This window comes from Streptomyces exfoliatus (genome assembly GCF_000725545.1).
Taxonomy (GTDB): domain Bacteria; phylum Actinomycetota; class Actinomycetes; order Streptomycetales; family Streptomycetaceae; genus Streptomyces; species Streptomyces exfoliatus.
Genome location: NZ_JNZP01000025.1, coordinates 1 through 13,749, shown reverse-complemented (window position 1 = coordinate 13,749; position 13,749 = coordinate 1). Strand labels below are relative to the sequence as shown.

At 71.9% G+C, this 13,749-nt stretch carries 13 protein-coding genes; 10 read left to right on the top strand and 3 right to left on the bottom strand.

Features of this window, described 5'->3' with window-relative positions; genetic code table 11:
* The first annotated feature begins 165 nt into the window (after nucleotides 1-165).
* The 4 genes from IO20_RS0126680 to ilvD all read left to right on the top strand — a co-directional run bounded on the left by IO20_RS0126680 (nucleotide 166) and on the right by ilvD (nucleotide 4,619).
* Nucleotides 166-1,098 (top strand): Ppx/GppA family phosphatase, encoded by a 933-nt coding sequence (locus tag IO20_RS0126680; protein ID WP_030554581.1) that lies wholly within the window; start codon nucleotides 166-168, stop codon nucleotides 1,096-1,098.
* A gap of 94 nt (nucleotides 1,099-1,192) precedes the next feature.
* Nucleotides 1,193-2,029 carry a sugar phosphate isomerase/epimerase family protein gene (locus IO20_RS0126675; protein ID WP_030554583.1) on the top strand — a complete coding sequence of 279 codons (837 nt, stop codon included), beginning with the start codon at nucleotides 1,193-1,195 and terminating at the stop codon, nucleotides 2,027-2,029.
* Nucleotides 2,026-2,637 carry a TetR/AcrR family transcriptional regulator gene (locus tag IO20_RS0126670; protein ID WP_030554585.1) on the top strand — a complete coding sequence of 204 codons (612 nt, stop codon included), beginning with the start codon at nucleotides 2,026-2,028 and terminating at the stop codon, nucleotides 2,635-2,637. The genes IO20_RS0126675 and IO20_RS0126670 overlap by 4 nt, the downstream gene beginning before the upstream one ends.
* A 128-nt stretch (nucleotides 2,638-2,765) precedes the next feature.
* Nucleotides 2,766-4,619: a dihydroxy-acid dehydratase gene (ilvD, locus tag IO20_RS0126665; RefSeq protein ID WP_030554586.1), complete on the top strand. Its 1,854-nt coding sequence runs from the start codon at nucleotides 2,766-2,768 to the stop codon at nucleotides 4,617-4,619.
* A gap of 80 nt (nucleotides 4,620-4,699) precedes the next feature.
* Here ilvD and IO20_RS0126660 read toward each other — a convergent pair whose 3' ends face one another.
* Entirely contained in the window at nucleotides 4,700-6,871 is a 2,172-nt protein-coding gene (locus tag IO20_RS0126660) for a protein kinase domain-containing protein (RefSeq protein ID WP_030554587.1), read from the bottom strand.
* A gap of 156 nt (nucleotides 6,872-7,027) precedes the next feature.
* Between IO20_RS0126660 and IO20_RS0126655 the strand changes: the two genes are divergently transcribed.
* The 5 genes from IO20_RS0126655 to proC all read left to right on the top strand — a co-directional run bounded on the left by IO20_RS0126655 (nucleotide 7,028) and on the right by proC (nucleotide 10,455).
* Nucleotides 7,028-7,327, top strand: coding sequence for a peptidase (locus tag IO20_RS0126655; protein ID WP_030554588.1), 300 nt, complete (start codon nucleotides 7,028-7,030; stop codon nucleotides 7,325-7,327).
* Between the two features lie 34 nt (nucleotides 7,328-7,361).
* Complete coding sequence (locus IO20_RS0126650; RefSeq protein WP_030554589.1) at nucleotides 7,362-7,877, top strand: hypothetical protein; 516 nt, start codon at nucleotides 7,362-7,364, stop codon at nucleotides 7,875-7,877.
* A 98-nt stretch (nucleotides 7,878-7,975) separates the two neighbouring features.
* Nucleotides 7,976-8,827 (top strand): ABC transporter ATP-binding protein, encoded by an 852-nt coding sequence (locus IO20_RS0126645; protein WP_051874708.1) that lies wholly within the window; start codon nucleotides 7,976-7,978, stop codon nucleotides 8,825-8,827.
* Nucleotides 8,824-9,561, top strand: a complete 738-nt coding sequence (locus IO20_RS0126640) for an ABC transporter permease (protein WP_030554592.1) — start codon at nucleotides 8,824-8,826, stop codon at nucleotides 9,559-9,561. The genes IO20_RS0126645 and IO20_RS0126640 overlap by 4 nt, the downstream gene beginning before the upstream one ends.
* A gap of 84 nt (nucleotides 9,562-9,645) precedes the next feature.
* Nucleotides 9,646-10,455 carry a pyrroline-5-carboxylate reductase gene (proC, locus tag IO20_RS0126635; RefSeq protein ID WP_030554593.1) on the top strand — a complete coding sequence of 270 codons (810 nt, stop codon included), beginning with the start codon at nucleotides 9,646-9,648 and terminating at the stop codon, nucleotides 10,453-10,455.
* 21 nt (nucleotides 10,456-10,476) lie between these two features.
* Here the strand turns inward: proC and IO20_RS0126630 are convergent, their stop codons facing one another.
* On the bottom strand, nucleotides 10,477-11,073 hold the full coding sequence (locus tag IO20_RS0126630) for a cysteine hydrolase family protein (RefSeq protein ID WP_030554595.1): 597 nt from the start codon (nucleotides 11,071-11,073) through the stop codon (nucleotides 10,477-10,479).
* A 45-nt stretch (nucleotides 11,074-11,118) separates the two neighbouring features.
* Between IO20_RS0126630 and IO20_RS0126625 the strand changes: the two genes are divergently transcribed.
* Nucleotides 11,119-12,162 carry a GlxA family transcriptional regulator gene (locus IO20_RS0126625; RefSeq protein ID WP_051874709.1) on the top strand — a complete coding sequence of 348 codons (1,044 nt, stop codon included), beginning with the start codon at nucleotides 11,119-11,121 and terminating at the stop codon, nucleotides 12,160-12,162.
* Here IO20_RS0126625 and trpS read toward each other — a convergent pair.
* On the bottom strand, nucleotides 12,129-13,127 hold the full coding sequence (gene trpS / locus IO20_RS0126620) for a tryptophan--tRNA ligase (protein ID WP_030554599.1): 999 nt from the start codon (nucleotides 13,125-13,127) through the stop codon (nucleotides 12,129-12,131). The two genes, IO20_RS0126625 and trpS, sit on opposite strands and share 34 nt — an antisense overlap.
* Between the last annotated feature and the right edge of the window lie 622 nt (nucleotides 13,128-13,749).

The window sequence follows — 13,749 nt, the reverse complement described above, 5'->3', positions numbered from 1 at the left end:
CCTTACCGGCCTTGGCCGCCTTGCCGGTCCCGCCCGCAGCCACGCCCGTCACGCCCGTCACGTCTGTCACAGCCGTGTCGTCGCCGCTGGTCTTGCCCGGCTTCGCCTTCTTCGTCTTTGGCACAACGCCAAGCGTATGCGGGCGCGCGCAGTAGCGTTCCGCCCATGAGACTCGGAGTCCTCGACGTCGGTTCGAACACAGCACACTTCCTGGTGGTGGACGCCCACCCGGGCGCCCGGCCGCTGCCCGCCCACTCCCACAAGGCGGAGCTCCGGCTCGCCGAGCTCCTCGACGAGCGCGGCGCCATCGCGCCGCACGGCGTCGAGCGGCTCATCGCGACCGTCCGGGACTCGCTCCTGGCCGCCGAGGACAAGGGCTGCGAGGAGGTGCTGCCGTTCGCCACCTCCGCGATCCGCGAGGCCAGCAACGCCGACGCCGTCCTCGCGCGCGTGAAGGACGAGACGGGGGTCGACCTCCAGGTCCTCACCGGCGAGGAGGAGGCCCGGCTCACCTTCCTCGCCGCCCGCCGCTGGTTCGGCTGGTCCGCGGGCAAGCTGCTCCTGCTCGACATCGGCGGCGGCTCCCTCGAAGTCGCCTACGGCATCGACGAGGACCCCGACACGGCGGTCTCCCTGCCGCTCGGCGCGGGCAGGCTGACCGCCGGCTGGCTGCCGGGCGACCCGGCCGACCTCGACGACGTGAAGGCGCTCCGCCGCCATGTGCGCGCGCAGATCGCCCGGACGGTCGGCGAGTTCAGCCGCTCCGGCCGCCCCAACCACGTCGTGGCCACCTCCAAGACCTTCAAGCAGCTGGCCAGGATCGCCGGCGCCCCCGGCTCGGGCGAGGGCCTCTACGTCCAGCGGACCCTGACCCGCAAGTCCCTGCAGGAGTGGGTCCCGCGCCTCGCCGGGATGACCATTCCCGAGCGCGCGGCCCTGCCGGGCGTCTCGGAGGGCCGCGCCGGCCAGCTCCTGGCGGGCGCGCTCGTCGCGGAGGGCGCGATGGACCTGCTGGGGGTGGAGGAGCTGGAGATCTGCCCCTGGGCCCTGCGCGAGGGCGTCATCCTGCGCCGCCTGGACCATCTGCCGGAGCACTGACCCCACCCCGGCCGGGCACGAGGCAGTGCGGTGGTGGTCCCGGCGTGACCGGAACCACCCCACGACCCCCCGGCCCGCCCCGTACCCTGTCTGCGTGGCAGAACCAGCGGTGCGCGTCCCGGATGCGAAGGTCGCCCTGTCGACGGCCTCGGTCTATCCGGAGTCGACGGCGACGGCCTTCGAGATCGCCGCGCGCCTCGGCTACGACGGTGTCGAGGTCATGGTGTGGACCGACCCGGTCAGCCAGGACATCGAGGCGCTGCGCCGCCTCTCCGACTACCACCAGGTCCCGATCCTGGCCGTGCACGCCCCCTGCCTCCTCATCACCCAGCGCGTCTGGTCCACCGACCCGTGGGTCAAGCTCCAGCGCGCCCAGGCGGCGGCCGAGAAGCTCGGCGCGTCCACCGTGGTCGTCCATCCCCCGTTCCGCTGGCAGCGCCAGTACGCCAAGGACTTCGTGACCGGCATCTGGCGGATGGCCGACGAGACCGACGTACGCTTCGCCGTCGAGAACATGTACCCGTGGCGGTACAAGGACCGCGAGATGCTCGCGTACGCCCCCGAGTGGGACGTCACCAAGGACGACTACCGGCACTTCACCCTCGACCTCTCGCACACGGCGACCGCCCGCACGGACACCCTCGCGATGATCGACCGCATGGGCGACCGGCTCGGCCACGTCCACCTCGCCGACGGCAGGGGTTCGGCGAAGGACGAGCACCTCGTCCCCGGTCGCGGCAACCAGCCCTGCGCCGAACTCCTGGAGCGCCTCGCGCTCACCGGCTTCGACGGCCATGTGGTCATCGAGGTCAACACCCGCCGCGCGATGTCAGCCGCCGAACGCGAGGCCGACCTCGCGGAGGCCCTCGCCTTCACCCGGCTCCACCTGGCGTCGGCGGCCGGCCGCCCCTCCAGAGTCCCGCGACCGTGACCGAACCGGCTCCGCGCAGGCGCGGCCGCCCCTCCCGTACCGGCGAGGAGAGCGGACCGGGCGCACGGGAACGCATCCTGGAGGCCGCCCGAGGCCAGTTCGCCGAGCGCGGCTACGACAAGGCCTCGGTCCGGGGCATCGCCAAGGCCGCCGGGGTCGACCCGGCCCTCGTCCACCACTACTTCGGCACGAAGGACGAGGTCTTCGCCGCCGCGATCGAGGTCTCCTTCGAGCCGGCGCTCGTCGTCCCGGCGATCGTCGGCGGTCCGCGCGAGGCCATCGGGGAGCGGCTCGCGCGGTTCTTCATCGGCGTCTGGGAGAACCCGGTCAGCCGGGCCCCGCTGCTCGCGATCGTCCGTTCCGCGCTGACCCACGAGGCGGCGGCCAAGGTGCTGCGGACCTTCGTGCTGCGGCGGCTCCTGGAGCGGATCGCGGACGACCTCGACGTACCGGACCCGAAGTTCCGCGCGGAGCTGGCGGCCTCCCACATGATCGGGATCGCGATCATGCGGTACGTGATCCAGGTGGAGCCGCTGGCCTCGGCGGACCCGGAGAAGATCGTGGCGATGGTCGCCCCGACCCTCCAGCGGTACCTGACCGAGGCCTGACCGACCCGCCCGCCCGGAAGCTGACCGAAAGCTGAACACCTCGTCCGGCATACGGACACGCTGTCCAGATCTTGGGCCGTCGGCGTACGCTCGAAGGCGAGCACACCCATCACGAGGAGCGAGCGACGATGCCCGAGCTGAGGTCCCGCACAGTCACCCACGGTCGCAACATGGCGGGCGCACGCGCCCTTATGCGCGCCTCCGGTGTACCCGGCGCGGACATCGGCCGGAAGCCGATCATCGCGGTCGCCAACTCCTTCACGGAGTTCGTCCCGGGCCACACCCATCTCCAGCCCGTCGGCCGGATCGTCTCCGAGGCCATCACGGCCGCCGGCGCCATCCCGCGCGAGTTCAACACGATCGCTGTCGACGACGGCATCGCGATGGGCCACGGCGGCATGCTCTACTCCCTGCCCTCCCGCGACCTGATCGCGGACAGCGTGGAGTACATGGTCGAGGCGCACTGCGCCGACGCCCTGATCTGCATCTCCAACTGCGACAAGATCACGCCCGGCATGCTGATGGCCGCCCTGCGCCTCAACATCCCGACGGTCTTCGTCTCCGGCGGCCCGATGGAGGCCGGACGCGCGACCCTGGTCGACGGCACGGTCCGCACGCTCGACCTGGTCGACGCCATGTCCGACGCCGTGAACCCGAAGATCTCGGACGAGGACATGCTCCGGATCGAGGAGAACGCCTGTCCGACCTGCGGCTCCTGTTCCGGCATGTTCACCGCCAACTCCATGAACTGCCTGACCGAGGCCATCGGCCTCTCCCTCCCGGGCAACGGCTCGCTGCTCGCCACGCACACCGCCCGCAAGGACCTGTACGAGAACGCGGCCCGCACGGTCGTCGACATCACCCGTCGGTACTACGACGAGGACGACGCCTCCGTCCTGCCCCGCTCGATCGCGACCCGCGCGGCCTTCGAGAACGCCATGGCCCTCGACATCGCCATGGGCGGCTCGACCAACACGATCCTGCACCTGCTCGCCGCCGCCCAGGAGGCCGAGCTCGACTACGGCCTGCCCGACATGGACGAGGTCTCGCGCCGGGTGCCCTGCCTGGCCAAGGTCGCCCCGAACGTCGCCAAGGACCGTACGTACTACATGGAGGACGTGCACCGGGCGGGCGGCATCCCGGCCATCCTCGGCGAGCTCTACCGCGCGGGTCTGCTCGACGAGGACGTCCACGCCGTCCACGCCCGCTCCATCAAGGAGTGGCTGGACACCTGGGACGTGCGCGGCGGCTCCCCGTCCGACGAGGCCGTCGAGCTGTTCCACGCCGCCCCCGGCTGCGTCCGCTCGGCGACCGCCTTCTCCCAGTCCGAGCGCTGGGCGGCGCTCGACGTGGACGCGGCCGGCGGCTGCATCCGCGACGCGGCCCACGCGTACTCGAAGGACGGCGGCCTCGCCGTCCTGCACGGCAACCTCGCCGCCGACGGCTGCGTCGTCAAGACGGCCGGTGTCGACGAGTCGATCTGGACCTTCGAGGGCCCGGCCGTGGTCTGCGAGTCGCAGGACGAGGCCGTCGAGAAGATCCTGAACAAGCAGGTCACGCACGGCGACGTGGTCGTCATCCGCTACGAGGGCCCGCGCGGCGGCCCCGGCATGCAGGAGATGCTCTACCCGACGTCCTTCCTCAAGGGCCGTGGCCTGGGCAAGACCTGCGCGCTCATCACGGACGGCCGGTTCTCCGGCGGTACGTCGGGCCTGTCCATCGGCCACGCCTCGCCGGAGGCGGCCTCGGGCGGCACGATCGCCCTCGTCGAGGACGGCGACCGCATCCGCATCGACATCCCGAACCGGTCGATCGAACTCCTCGTCGACGAGGCCACCCTCGCCGCCCGCCGTGAGGCGCTGAACGGCGTGTACGCGCCGAAGAACCGCCAGCGCAAGGTGTCGGCGGCCCTGCGCGCGTACGCGGCGATGGCGACGAGCGCCGACAAGGGCGCGGTCCGCGACGTGTCGAAGCTGGGCTGACCCCGGCGCGGTGTCCGCGTCGGATCAGTACGTGGAGCCCGTACGCGTGTGTACGCGTACGGGCTCCACGCGCGCGTGGCTCACCAGGACGCCGGGTCGCGCGCGTCCACCGCGAAGACCGAGCCGTCCGGAGCGGTCCCGAACACCCTGTCCCCGACGACCAGCGGTGCCGGCACCCGCGGCGCGTACTCGAGCCGGCCGTTGAGCAGCCTTGGCCGGGTCTGGCCGATCAGGGCCCCGCGTACGGTGTCGACGGCCAGCAGCCGCCCGTCCTGGACGGAGAAGTAGAGCCGGTCGCCGGGACCGAGCGCGGGCTCCGAGATGTTGCCCGCGCCCGTCTCCAGCTCCCACAGCACCCGTCCCTTGGGCGCCGCCGTGTCGAAGGCGGTGAGGCGCCCGTTCGCGTCGAGGATGTGGGCGGCCGTACCGCGCACGGCGACTCCCCGGACGTCGATCCGGTGGGGGAGGGGGAGCCGGCGTACGGTGCCGTCCGCCGTTTCGAGGAGGACGAGGGCGTCGATCAGACCGGCCTCGGGGAGCGAGCTGAGCAGCAGTGTTCCGTCGCCGGTGCGGCCCAGCGGATCGAGGTCGCCCTCCAGGTCGTGCCGCCAGGCCACCTCACCGGTCCGGGGATGGACGGCGCCGACCCGCGTGCTGGTCCCGTCGAACGAGGTCTCGGACACGGTGACCAGCCCCGTCACGGCGTCGTACGGCCCCGGCATCGGAACCTCGAAACCGGCCAGAGCGTGCCGCCAGAGTTCCTTTCCGGTGCGGCTGTCGACGGCCCGGATCCCGCCCTGCCCGTCGGACAGGACGACGGCGGAGCCGGCCGGCACGTACAGCTCGGGGAGGTCAGCCTCGGCGCTCCAGCCGGGTGTGCCGCCGGTGGCCGCGTACGCCCGCAGCGGGCCCGTGGGGGCGGCGGCGCCGACGAGACCCTCCGTGAGGAGGAAGGGAGCGATGGGGGACTCCGCCTTGACGGGGGCGGTCCGCGACCAGAGGACCCGGCCGGTGACGGGGTCGAGCCGGGCGAGGCCGACGCCCCGGGCCGAGCAGTACAGCGCGCCCCCGCCGTGCCCGCACGCGGGCGCGGCCGTGGGTCCGTGCTTCTGGAGGGTGGTCTGCCAGCCGGCGAAGGCGGTGGCCACCTCCGCCGGCCGGGTGCGGGTCTCGCGTCCGCCGGGTGCAGTGGGGCTCAGGGCCGCGTAGAGGCCCGCCCCGGTCAGGGCGAGCGCGGCGGCGACGGCGATGGTGAGGCGGGGCCGCAGGCGCGGGCGGCCGAGGCGCGGGCCCCGGCGGGTTGCGGGAGGCGCGGGGGCCCGTACCGGCGTGTCGGCGTCCCACGCGGCGGAGGGGCCGGCCCCGGCATCGCCCTCCGGCAGGGCGGGCCGCCGCCGCTGCGCCGGTATGAAGGCCTCCGCCGCGTACGAGGGCGGCAGCAGCGCCGCCATGATCTGGCCCGGTGTCGGCCGCTCGGCCGGATCCTTGGAGAGGCAGCGGGCGACCAGCGGCGCCAGCTCCACCGGCACCCCCGTCAGATCAGGCTCGTCGTGCACGACCTGGTACGCCACGATGTACGGGCTGTCGGAGTCGAACGGCCCGTGCCCGGTCGCCGCGTGCACGAGCACGGAGCCCAGCGCGAACACGTCCGCCGCGGGCCCGACCTCCCTCGGCCGCTGGAACTGCTCCGGCGCCATGAACGGCGGCGAACCGATGAGCTTGCCCGTCTCGGTGCGCAGGTCGCTGTCGACGGGCCGGGAGATGCCGAAGTCGATGACCTTGGGGCCGGTGTCGGTGAGCAGGACGTTGCTCGGCTTCAGATCGCGGTGCACGACCCCGGCGCGGTGGATGTCGCGCAGGGCCTCCGCGAGCCCGGCGGTGAGCCGGCGCAGCTCGGCGGGGGCCAGCGGCCCGTTCCGCTTCACCTGGTCGGCGAGCGTGGGACCGGGTACGTAGAGGGTGGCCATCCAGGGGCGTACGGCATCAGGGTCGGCGTCGACGACCGGTGCGGTGAAGGCTCCGCTGACCCGGCGGGCGGCGGCGACCTCCTGGCGGAAACGCGCCCTGAACTCGGGGTCCTCCGCATACCGTGCGTGCACGACCTTGACCGCGAGCCGCAGCCCCGAGGCCGAGGCCGCGAGGTGGACGACCCCCATGCCGCCGGCGCCCAGACATGCCTGGAGACGGTAGCCGCCCGCGAACTCGGGCCCCTCCGCTTCCCGGTCGGCACCGGTACCGCGCAACGGCGGCATCGCCCACCCCCGTGTGATTCACCGTCACCTGGCGCGCACCCGCGCGACCCGACGGAGCCTAGTCCATGGGGCACCCGATGTCGGTGGGGCTTGCTAGCCTGCGCGTCGCGGAGAGTGAAACTCAGTGGAGCGCTTTTGCGCCAGGGGGAGAACACCATGGGTACGGACGCGAACAAGACCACCGACGACGCCGTGACCACGCTGAGCGCGACGCGCTACGCGGTCGCGCCGGGCTACCGGATCAACGTGCGCTCGGGCCCGAGCACCCAGTACCCGATCGTCCGGGTCCTGCCCCTGGACGCCACGGTGGCGATCTCCTGCCAGAAGTACGGCGAGTGGATCACCGGCCCGTACGGCACCACCCGGCTCTGGGACAACATAGCGCCGGGCGAGTACGTCTCCGACGCCTACGTGCGCACGGGCAGCGACGGCCTCGTCGCGCCGCGCTGCGCCTGAGACCCTCCTCCGTCGCCCCGGGGATAATCGACTCGTGAGCGACGAAGAGAAGAGCCCCAGCACGACCGGCGGCACCGCCGCCGGTCCCCGGCCCGAAGAGATCCGCTTCTTCGGCACGACCTGGGTCGACCACAGCGGCCACTACGCGCTGCGCCGCGCCGGCCTGGCCGCCGGCTCGCTCGCCGCCGCCGTCGCGTCCGGCTTCGTCCTGCGCTTCGCCTACGAGGGCCTGGAGATCGCGGACGTCGGCGGCATCGTCAACACGCTGGTCGTCGTCATGTTCGCGGTCTGCAGCGCCATCGCCTTCCGCAAGACCTGGGAGGGCTTCCTCCGCCGGCCCGCGGACCCGGCCCGCGAGGACTCCCTGCGCAGCCTCAAGGCGATCGGCTTCATCGGCTCGCTCCTCGCCTACTGCGTCCGCTGCTTCGTCGAGGCCCCCGGCGAGAAGCTGCGCCGCGCCGAGTACGAGACGGCCCTCACGCGGTACGAGAAGCGCCGGGGCACCCGCACGGGCAACCCCTCGGCCCGCAAGAAGCCCAAGCGCAAGTAACCCGGAAGCCCCCACCCAAGAGCCACCCACCGCAAAGCCCCCCGTCGACGACCGCACGGACCTTGACGACGGGCACCCCCAGGCGCACTATTCATCACATGATGAATTACCCGGCGGGTGAGGCCGCCGACAGAGCGGCCGCCAGGGCCACGGACCGAGCCGCCGCCGAACCCGCCATCACCGCCCACGCCCTCACCACCGTCCGAGGAGACCGCACCGTCCTCCGAGGCCTCGACTTCACCGTCCCGGCCGGGCAGATCACCGGCCTCCTCGGCCCCTCCGGCTGCGGCAAGTCCACCCTCATGCGCGCCGTCGTCGGCACCCAGGCCAAGGTCGGCGGCAGCCTCCAGGTACTCGGCCGCCCCGCGGGCGACCCCGCCCTCCGCTCCCGCATCGGCTACGTCACCCAGGCCCCCTCCGTCTACGACGACCTCACCGTCCGCCAGAACCTCGACTACTTCGCCGCCGTCCTGCTCCCCGGCCGCGCCCTGCGCCACGACCGCCGCACGGCCGTCGACCGGGCCATCGCCGACGTCGACCTCGCCTCGCACGCCGACTCCCTCGCCGGCCGGCTCTCCGGCGGCCAGCGCAGCCGCGTCTCCCTCGCCGTCGCCCTCCTCGGCACCCCGGAGCTCCTCGTCCTCGACGAACCCACGGTCGGCCTCGACCCCGTCCTCCGCCGCGACCTGTGGAACCTCTTCCACCAGATCGCCGCCGACCGCGGCACGACGCTCCTCGTCTCCTCCCACGTCATGGACGAAGCCGAACGCTGCCACCGGCTCCTCCTCATGCGCGAGGGCGAGATCCTCGCCGACGACACCCCCGAGGCCCTCCGCCGACGCAACGACACCGCCACCGTCGAAGAGGCCTTCCTCCGCCTGGTCGACGCCGCCGCCACCCGAGCGGCGCACCCGCACCCCCGGACCACCCACGAGGAGCCCCGGTCATGAGCAGCGCCCGCACCCTGGCCACCGCCGCCCGCGTCCTGCGTCAGCTGCGCCACGACCCCCGCTCGATCGCCCTGATGCTCCTCGTCCCGTGCCTGATGCTCTTCCTGCTCCGGTACGTCTTCGACGGAAGTCCAGGCACCTTCGACAACATCGGCGCCTCCCTCCTCGGCATCTTCCCGCTCATCACGATGTTCCTGGTGACCTCCATCGCCACCCTCAGGGAACGCACCTCCGGCACCCTGGAACGCCTCCTCGCCATGCCCCTCGGCAAGGCCGACCTCATCGCCGGCTACGCCCTCGCCTTCGGACTCCTCGCCGTCGTCCAGTCCACCCTGGCCACCGGCCTCGCCGTCTGGTTCCTCGGCCTCGACGTCATCGGATCCCCCTGGCTCCTCCTCCTGGTCGCCCTCCTCGACGCCCTCCTCGGCACCGCCCTCGGCCTCTTCGTCTCCGCCTTCGCCGCCTCCGAGTTCCAGGCCGTCCAGTTCATGCCGGCGGTGATCTTCCCCCAGCTGCTGCTCTGCGGACTCTTCACCCCGCGCGACCGGATGGCCCCCGCCCTCGAAGCGATCTCCGACGTCCTGCCCATGTCGTACGCCGTCGACGGCATGAACCAGGTCCTCCGCCACCCCGACGTCACCGGCGACTTCGTCCGTGACGCCCTCGTCGTCGCCGGCTGCGCCCTCCTCGTCCTCGGCCTCGGCGCGGCCACCCTCCGCCGCCGCACCGCGTGACCGCCCCTCGGACAACGGCGCGCCACCAGGCCCGCCGGTGCGAGGATGACGACACGTACCCCCTCCGTCGAGGTGAACAGAGCCATGACCCAGACCGTCGCAGTCCTCGGCACCGGCAAGATCGGTGAAGCGCTCCTCAGCGGCATGATCCGCGCCGGCTGGCGCCCCGCGAACCTCCTGGTCACCGCCCGCCGCGCCGAACGCGCCGAGGAACTGCGCGCCCGCTACGGCGTCGAGACCGTCACCAACGCCGAGGCCGCCAAGCGCGCCGACACCCTCATCCTGGCCGTCAAGCCCCAGGACATGGGCCGCCTCCTCGACGAACTCGCCCCGCACGTCGCCGCCGACCGCCTGATCATCAGCGCCGCCGCCGGCATCCCCACCTCCTTCATCGAGGACCGCCTCACCGCCGGCACCCCCGTGGTCCGCGTCATGCCCAACACCCCCGTCCTCGTCGACGAAGGCATGTCCGTCATCTCCGGCGGCAGCCACGCGACCCCCGAGCACCTCGTCCACACCGAGGAGATCTTCGGCGGTGTCGGCAAGACCCTCCGCGTCCCCGAGTCCCAGCAGGACGCCGCCACCGCCCTCTCCGGCTCCGGCCCCGCCTACTTCTACTTCCTCGTCGAGGCCATGACCGACGCCGGCATCCTCCTCGGCCTGCCCCGAGCCCAGGCACACGACCTCATCGTCCAGGCCGCCATCGGCGCCGCCGTGATGCTCCGTGACAGCGGCGAACACCCGGTCAAGCTCCGCGAGGCCGTCACCTCCCCGGCCGGCACCACCATCAGCGCCATCCGCGAGCTGGAGAACCACGGCGTCCGCGCCGCCCTCATCGCCGCCCTCGAAGCCGCCCGCGACCGCAGCCGCGAACTCGCCTCCGGCAACAGCTGAGCAGCCTGCCCCCCGCCGGGGTCACCGGACCCCGGCGGACGCCCCCTTCACGACCTCCTCCGTCGACACGACCTTCGCGAACAGCCCCCCGTGCAGGGACACGGCCGTCGCCTGCGCCAGCTCATCGGCGCTCCGCGACCATCCGAACGGCCCCTCCAGGTCGAAGGTGTGCATCGCGTCCAGCGGGAACACCACATCGAAGCCGAGGTTTCCGCCCATCCGGGCGGTCGTCTCGTTGCACATGTTCGTCTGGATCCCGACGATCACGATCTGCGCGATGTCCTGCCCGGTCAGCCACTCCTGCAGCGACGGCTCCCCGTAGAAGGCCGAGTTCACGGACTTCGTCACCAGCAGCTCGGGCCCGGCGCCCTTTCCGCGCCGCTCCTCGACGAAGTCCTTGAAGTCGTTCCCCACGTATCCCGTCCGCAGAGGCGAACGCGAGCCCTCCACGGAGTCGTGCCGCACGAAGACGACCGGCCGCCCCGTCTCCTGCCACAGGTCGATCAGAGCCGCGATGTTCTCCTCCGCGGCCGGGTTGTTCCGCTTCCCCCAGAATTCCTCCTCGAAGCCCTTCTGTACGTCGATGACAACCAGCGCTGCGTTCTCTGCGATCTCCATACCCCCGATCCTTCCGCCGGCCCGCCCCCTCTCCCAGAGGGGTGTATGACAGCGATCGATGGTTTACTGCCATACGTGGCGACCATCCCCGCACCCCGTCCCCAGCGCATCGCGCTCCTCGCCTTCCCCGGCATCCGCGCCTTCGACCTCTCCGTCATCACCGAGGTCTGGGACAGCGACCGCACCCTCCGAGGCGTCCCGCCGTTCGAGCTCCGCAGGACCGCCGCCGACCCGCACACCCCCATCCCGCTGCGCGGCGGCCTCACGCTCACCCCCGACCGCCCGCTCACCTGGCTCGACGAGCTCACCACCACCGACCTGGTCCTCGTCCCCGGCATCGAAGACCCCGACGCCGACATCCCGGCCCCCGTCCTCGACGCCCTCCGACGCGTCCACACCACGGGCACCCCGGTCGCCTCGCTCTGCGCGGGTGCCTTCGTCCTCGCCCGCGCCGGACTCCTCGACGGCCGCCGCGCCGTCACCCACTGGCACCTCGCCGACACCCTGGCCGCCCGCCACCCTGAGATCCAGGTCGAACCCGACGCCCTCTTCGTCGAGGACACCGGCGTCTGGACCTCCGCCGGCACCGCCGCCGGCATCGACCTCTGCCTCCACCTCGTCCGTACCGCCCACGGAGCCGAAGCCGCCGCCTCCATCGCCCGCTCGATGGTCACCGCCCCCTTCCGCACGGGCACCCAGGCCCAGTTCATCGAGCACCCCACTCCCCGCGCCGACCGCGACGCCGACGCCCTCGCCGAGGTCCGCGCCCACGCCCTCGCCCACCTCGACGAGCCCCACACCGTCGCGACCCTGGCCGCCCGCGCCGGCATGTCACCCCGCTCCTTCGCCCGCCACTTCCAGGCCACCACCGGAACCACCCCCCTGCACTGGCTCATCACCCAGCGCGTCGCCGCCGCCCAGAAACTCCTCGAACTCACCGACCACCCCCTCCCCGAGGTGGCCCGCCGCGCGGGCTTCGGCAGCGAGGTCACCATGCGCCAGCACTTCGCCTCGCACCTCGCCACCAGCCCGCGCGACTACCGCAACGCCTTCCGTCACCCGGCAGGCAACAGCCCGATCGCCCGATAGGCACGGTCCACCAACGGCCGCGCCGCTCCCCGGGCCCGCTCGGCCCCGTCCCGTAGCACCTGATCCACGAAGCCGGGGTCCGCCGCGAGCTCGGCATGCCGCTCCCGCAACGGCCTCAGCAGCTCGACGACCGCGTCCGCCGTGTCCTTCTTCAACGCTCCGTACGTTTTGAATACACCGGCCAGCTTGTCGGGGTTCCCACCTGTCGCGGCCGCCAGCACATCGAGCAGGTTCGCGACCCCGGGCCTGGCCTCCCGGTCGTACTCCACATCCCGCCCGCTGTCCGTGACGGCCCGCATGATCTTCCGCCGCACGGTCTCCGCGTCATCGAGCAGATAGACGATCCCGGCCCCGTTCGCGTGGGACTTCCCCATCTTCGACGTGGGGTCCTGAAGATCCATGACCCGTGCCGCCACCTCCGGCCGCGTCGCCCTCGGCACCGTGAACGTGTGCCCGTACCGCTGGTTGAACCGCACCGCCAGGTCCCGGGTCAGCTCCACGTGCTGCGTCTGGTCCTCACCGACCGGCACCTCGTCGGCCCCGTACGCCAGGATGTCCGCCGCCATCAGCACCGGATACGTCAGCAACGACAGCCGCACCCCCTGCCCCGAGGCCTGCGCCTGGACGCTCTTCTCCCTGTACTGGATCATCCGCCGCAGCTCGCCGTCCGTGGCCGTGCACTCCAGCAGGTACGACAGCCTCGCGTGCTCGTCCACATGACTCTGTACGAACAAGGTGCACAGCTGCGGATCGAGTCCCGCGGCGAGGAGCAGAGTGGCCGCCTGCCGACTGAGCCGGCGCACCCGCGCCGGGTCGTGCTCCACGGTCAGCGCGTGCAGGTCCACGACGCTGAACAGCGCCTCCGCCCGATGCTGATCGACCTCGACCCACCGTCGGACGGCCCCGAGGTAGTTGCCCAGCGTCAGGTGCCCGGTCGGCTTGACCCCGCTGAAGATCCTCGTCATCGCGTTCGTTCTCCCTCTTCTCCTGGGCGCCGACCCGACGGCCGCCTCCCGGAGGGGGATACGCGAACGGCCGCCGAGGCGGCGGCCGCGTGGTGCATGCGCGAGTGCGGGCCGCCGTCAGGCGGCCCACCACTGGGTGGTGTGCGCACGCGTAGTCATACGCAGAGGCTACGCCCAGGCCCAGGGTTGACACGGGATTATCCGATCCGTAAGGTTCTCCGAGTTGTCCGACGTGAGCACCGACCCCGGTCGGCCCCGGACAGCCATCCCGCAAGATCCACAGAACTGATGGTGCTTTGCTGTGCCGTTCTGCTTCCGTGCGTTTTTGCGAAATGAGGAATCCGTGTTCGAAGTTTGGACGCAGCCGCCCGATTAGCGTCGGAGGCAGGGAATCCGCTAAAGTCTCACTCGTCGGAACGGCCCAACAGCCGGAAAGACAAATCCCGCTGACTGGGAATCAGACGCCGAAAGGATCTGATAGAGTCGGAAACGAAGGAAGCGCCCGGAGGGCCTGGAAACAGGAACGAAGGAAGCGTCCGTTCCTTGAGAACTCAACAGCGTGCCAAAAATCAACGCCAGATTAGTTGATACCCCGTCCATCTTCGGATGGCGAGGTTCCTTT

What these genes read in the sequence shown, in the direction of transcription:
- IO20_RS0126680 (WP_030554581.1), top strand. Translation starts at nt 166, where the DNA reads ATGAGACTCGGAGTCCTCGACGTCGGTTCGAACACAGCACACTTCCTG.
- ilvD (WP_030554586.1), top strand. Translation starts at nt 2,766, where the DNA reads ATGCCCGAGCTGAGGTCCCGCACAGTCACCCACGGTCGCAACATGGCG.
- IO20_RS0126660 (WP_030554587.1), bottom strand. Translation starts at nt 6,871, where the DNA reads ATGCCGCCGTTGCGCGGTACCGGTGCCGACCGGGAAGCGGAGGGGCCC.
- IO20_RS0126655 (WP_030554588.1), top strand. Translation starts at nt 7,028, where the DNA reads ATGGGTACGGACGCGAACAAGACCACCGACGACGCCGTGACCACGCTG.
- IO20_RS0126645 (WP_051874708.1), top strand. Translation starts at nt 7,976, where the DNA reads ATGATGAATTACCCGGCGGGTGAGGCCGCCGACAGAGCGGCCGCCAGG.
- IO20_RS0126640 (WP_030554592.1), top strand. Translation starts at nt 8,824, where the DNA reads ATGAGCAGCGCCCGCACCCTGGCCACCGCCGCCCGCGTCCTGCGTCAG.
- proC (WP_030554593.1), top strand. Translation starts at nt 9,646, where the DNA reads ATGACCCAGACCGTCGCAGTCCTCGGCACCGGCAAGATCGGTGAAGCG.
- IO20_RS0126630 (WP_030554595.1), bottom strand. Translation starts at nt 11,073, where the DNA reads ATGGAGATCGCAGAGAACGCAGCGCTGGTTGTCATCGACGTACAGAAG.
- IO20_RS0126625 (WP_051874709.1), top strand. Translation starts at nt 11,119, where the DNA reads ATGACAGCGATCGATGGTTTACTGCCATACGTGGCGACCATCCCCGCA.
- trpS (WP_030554599.1), bottom strand. Translation starts at nt 13,127, where the DNA reads ATGACGAGGATCTTCAGCGGGGTCAAGCCGACCGGGCACCTGACGCTG.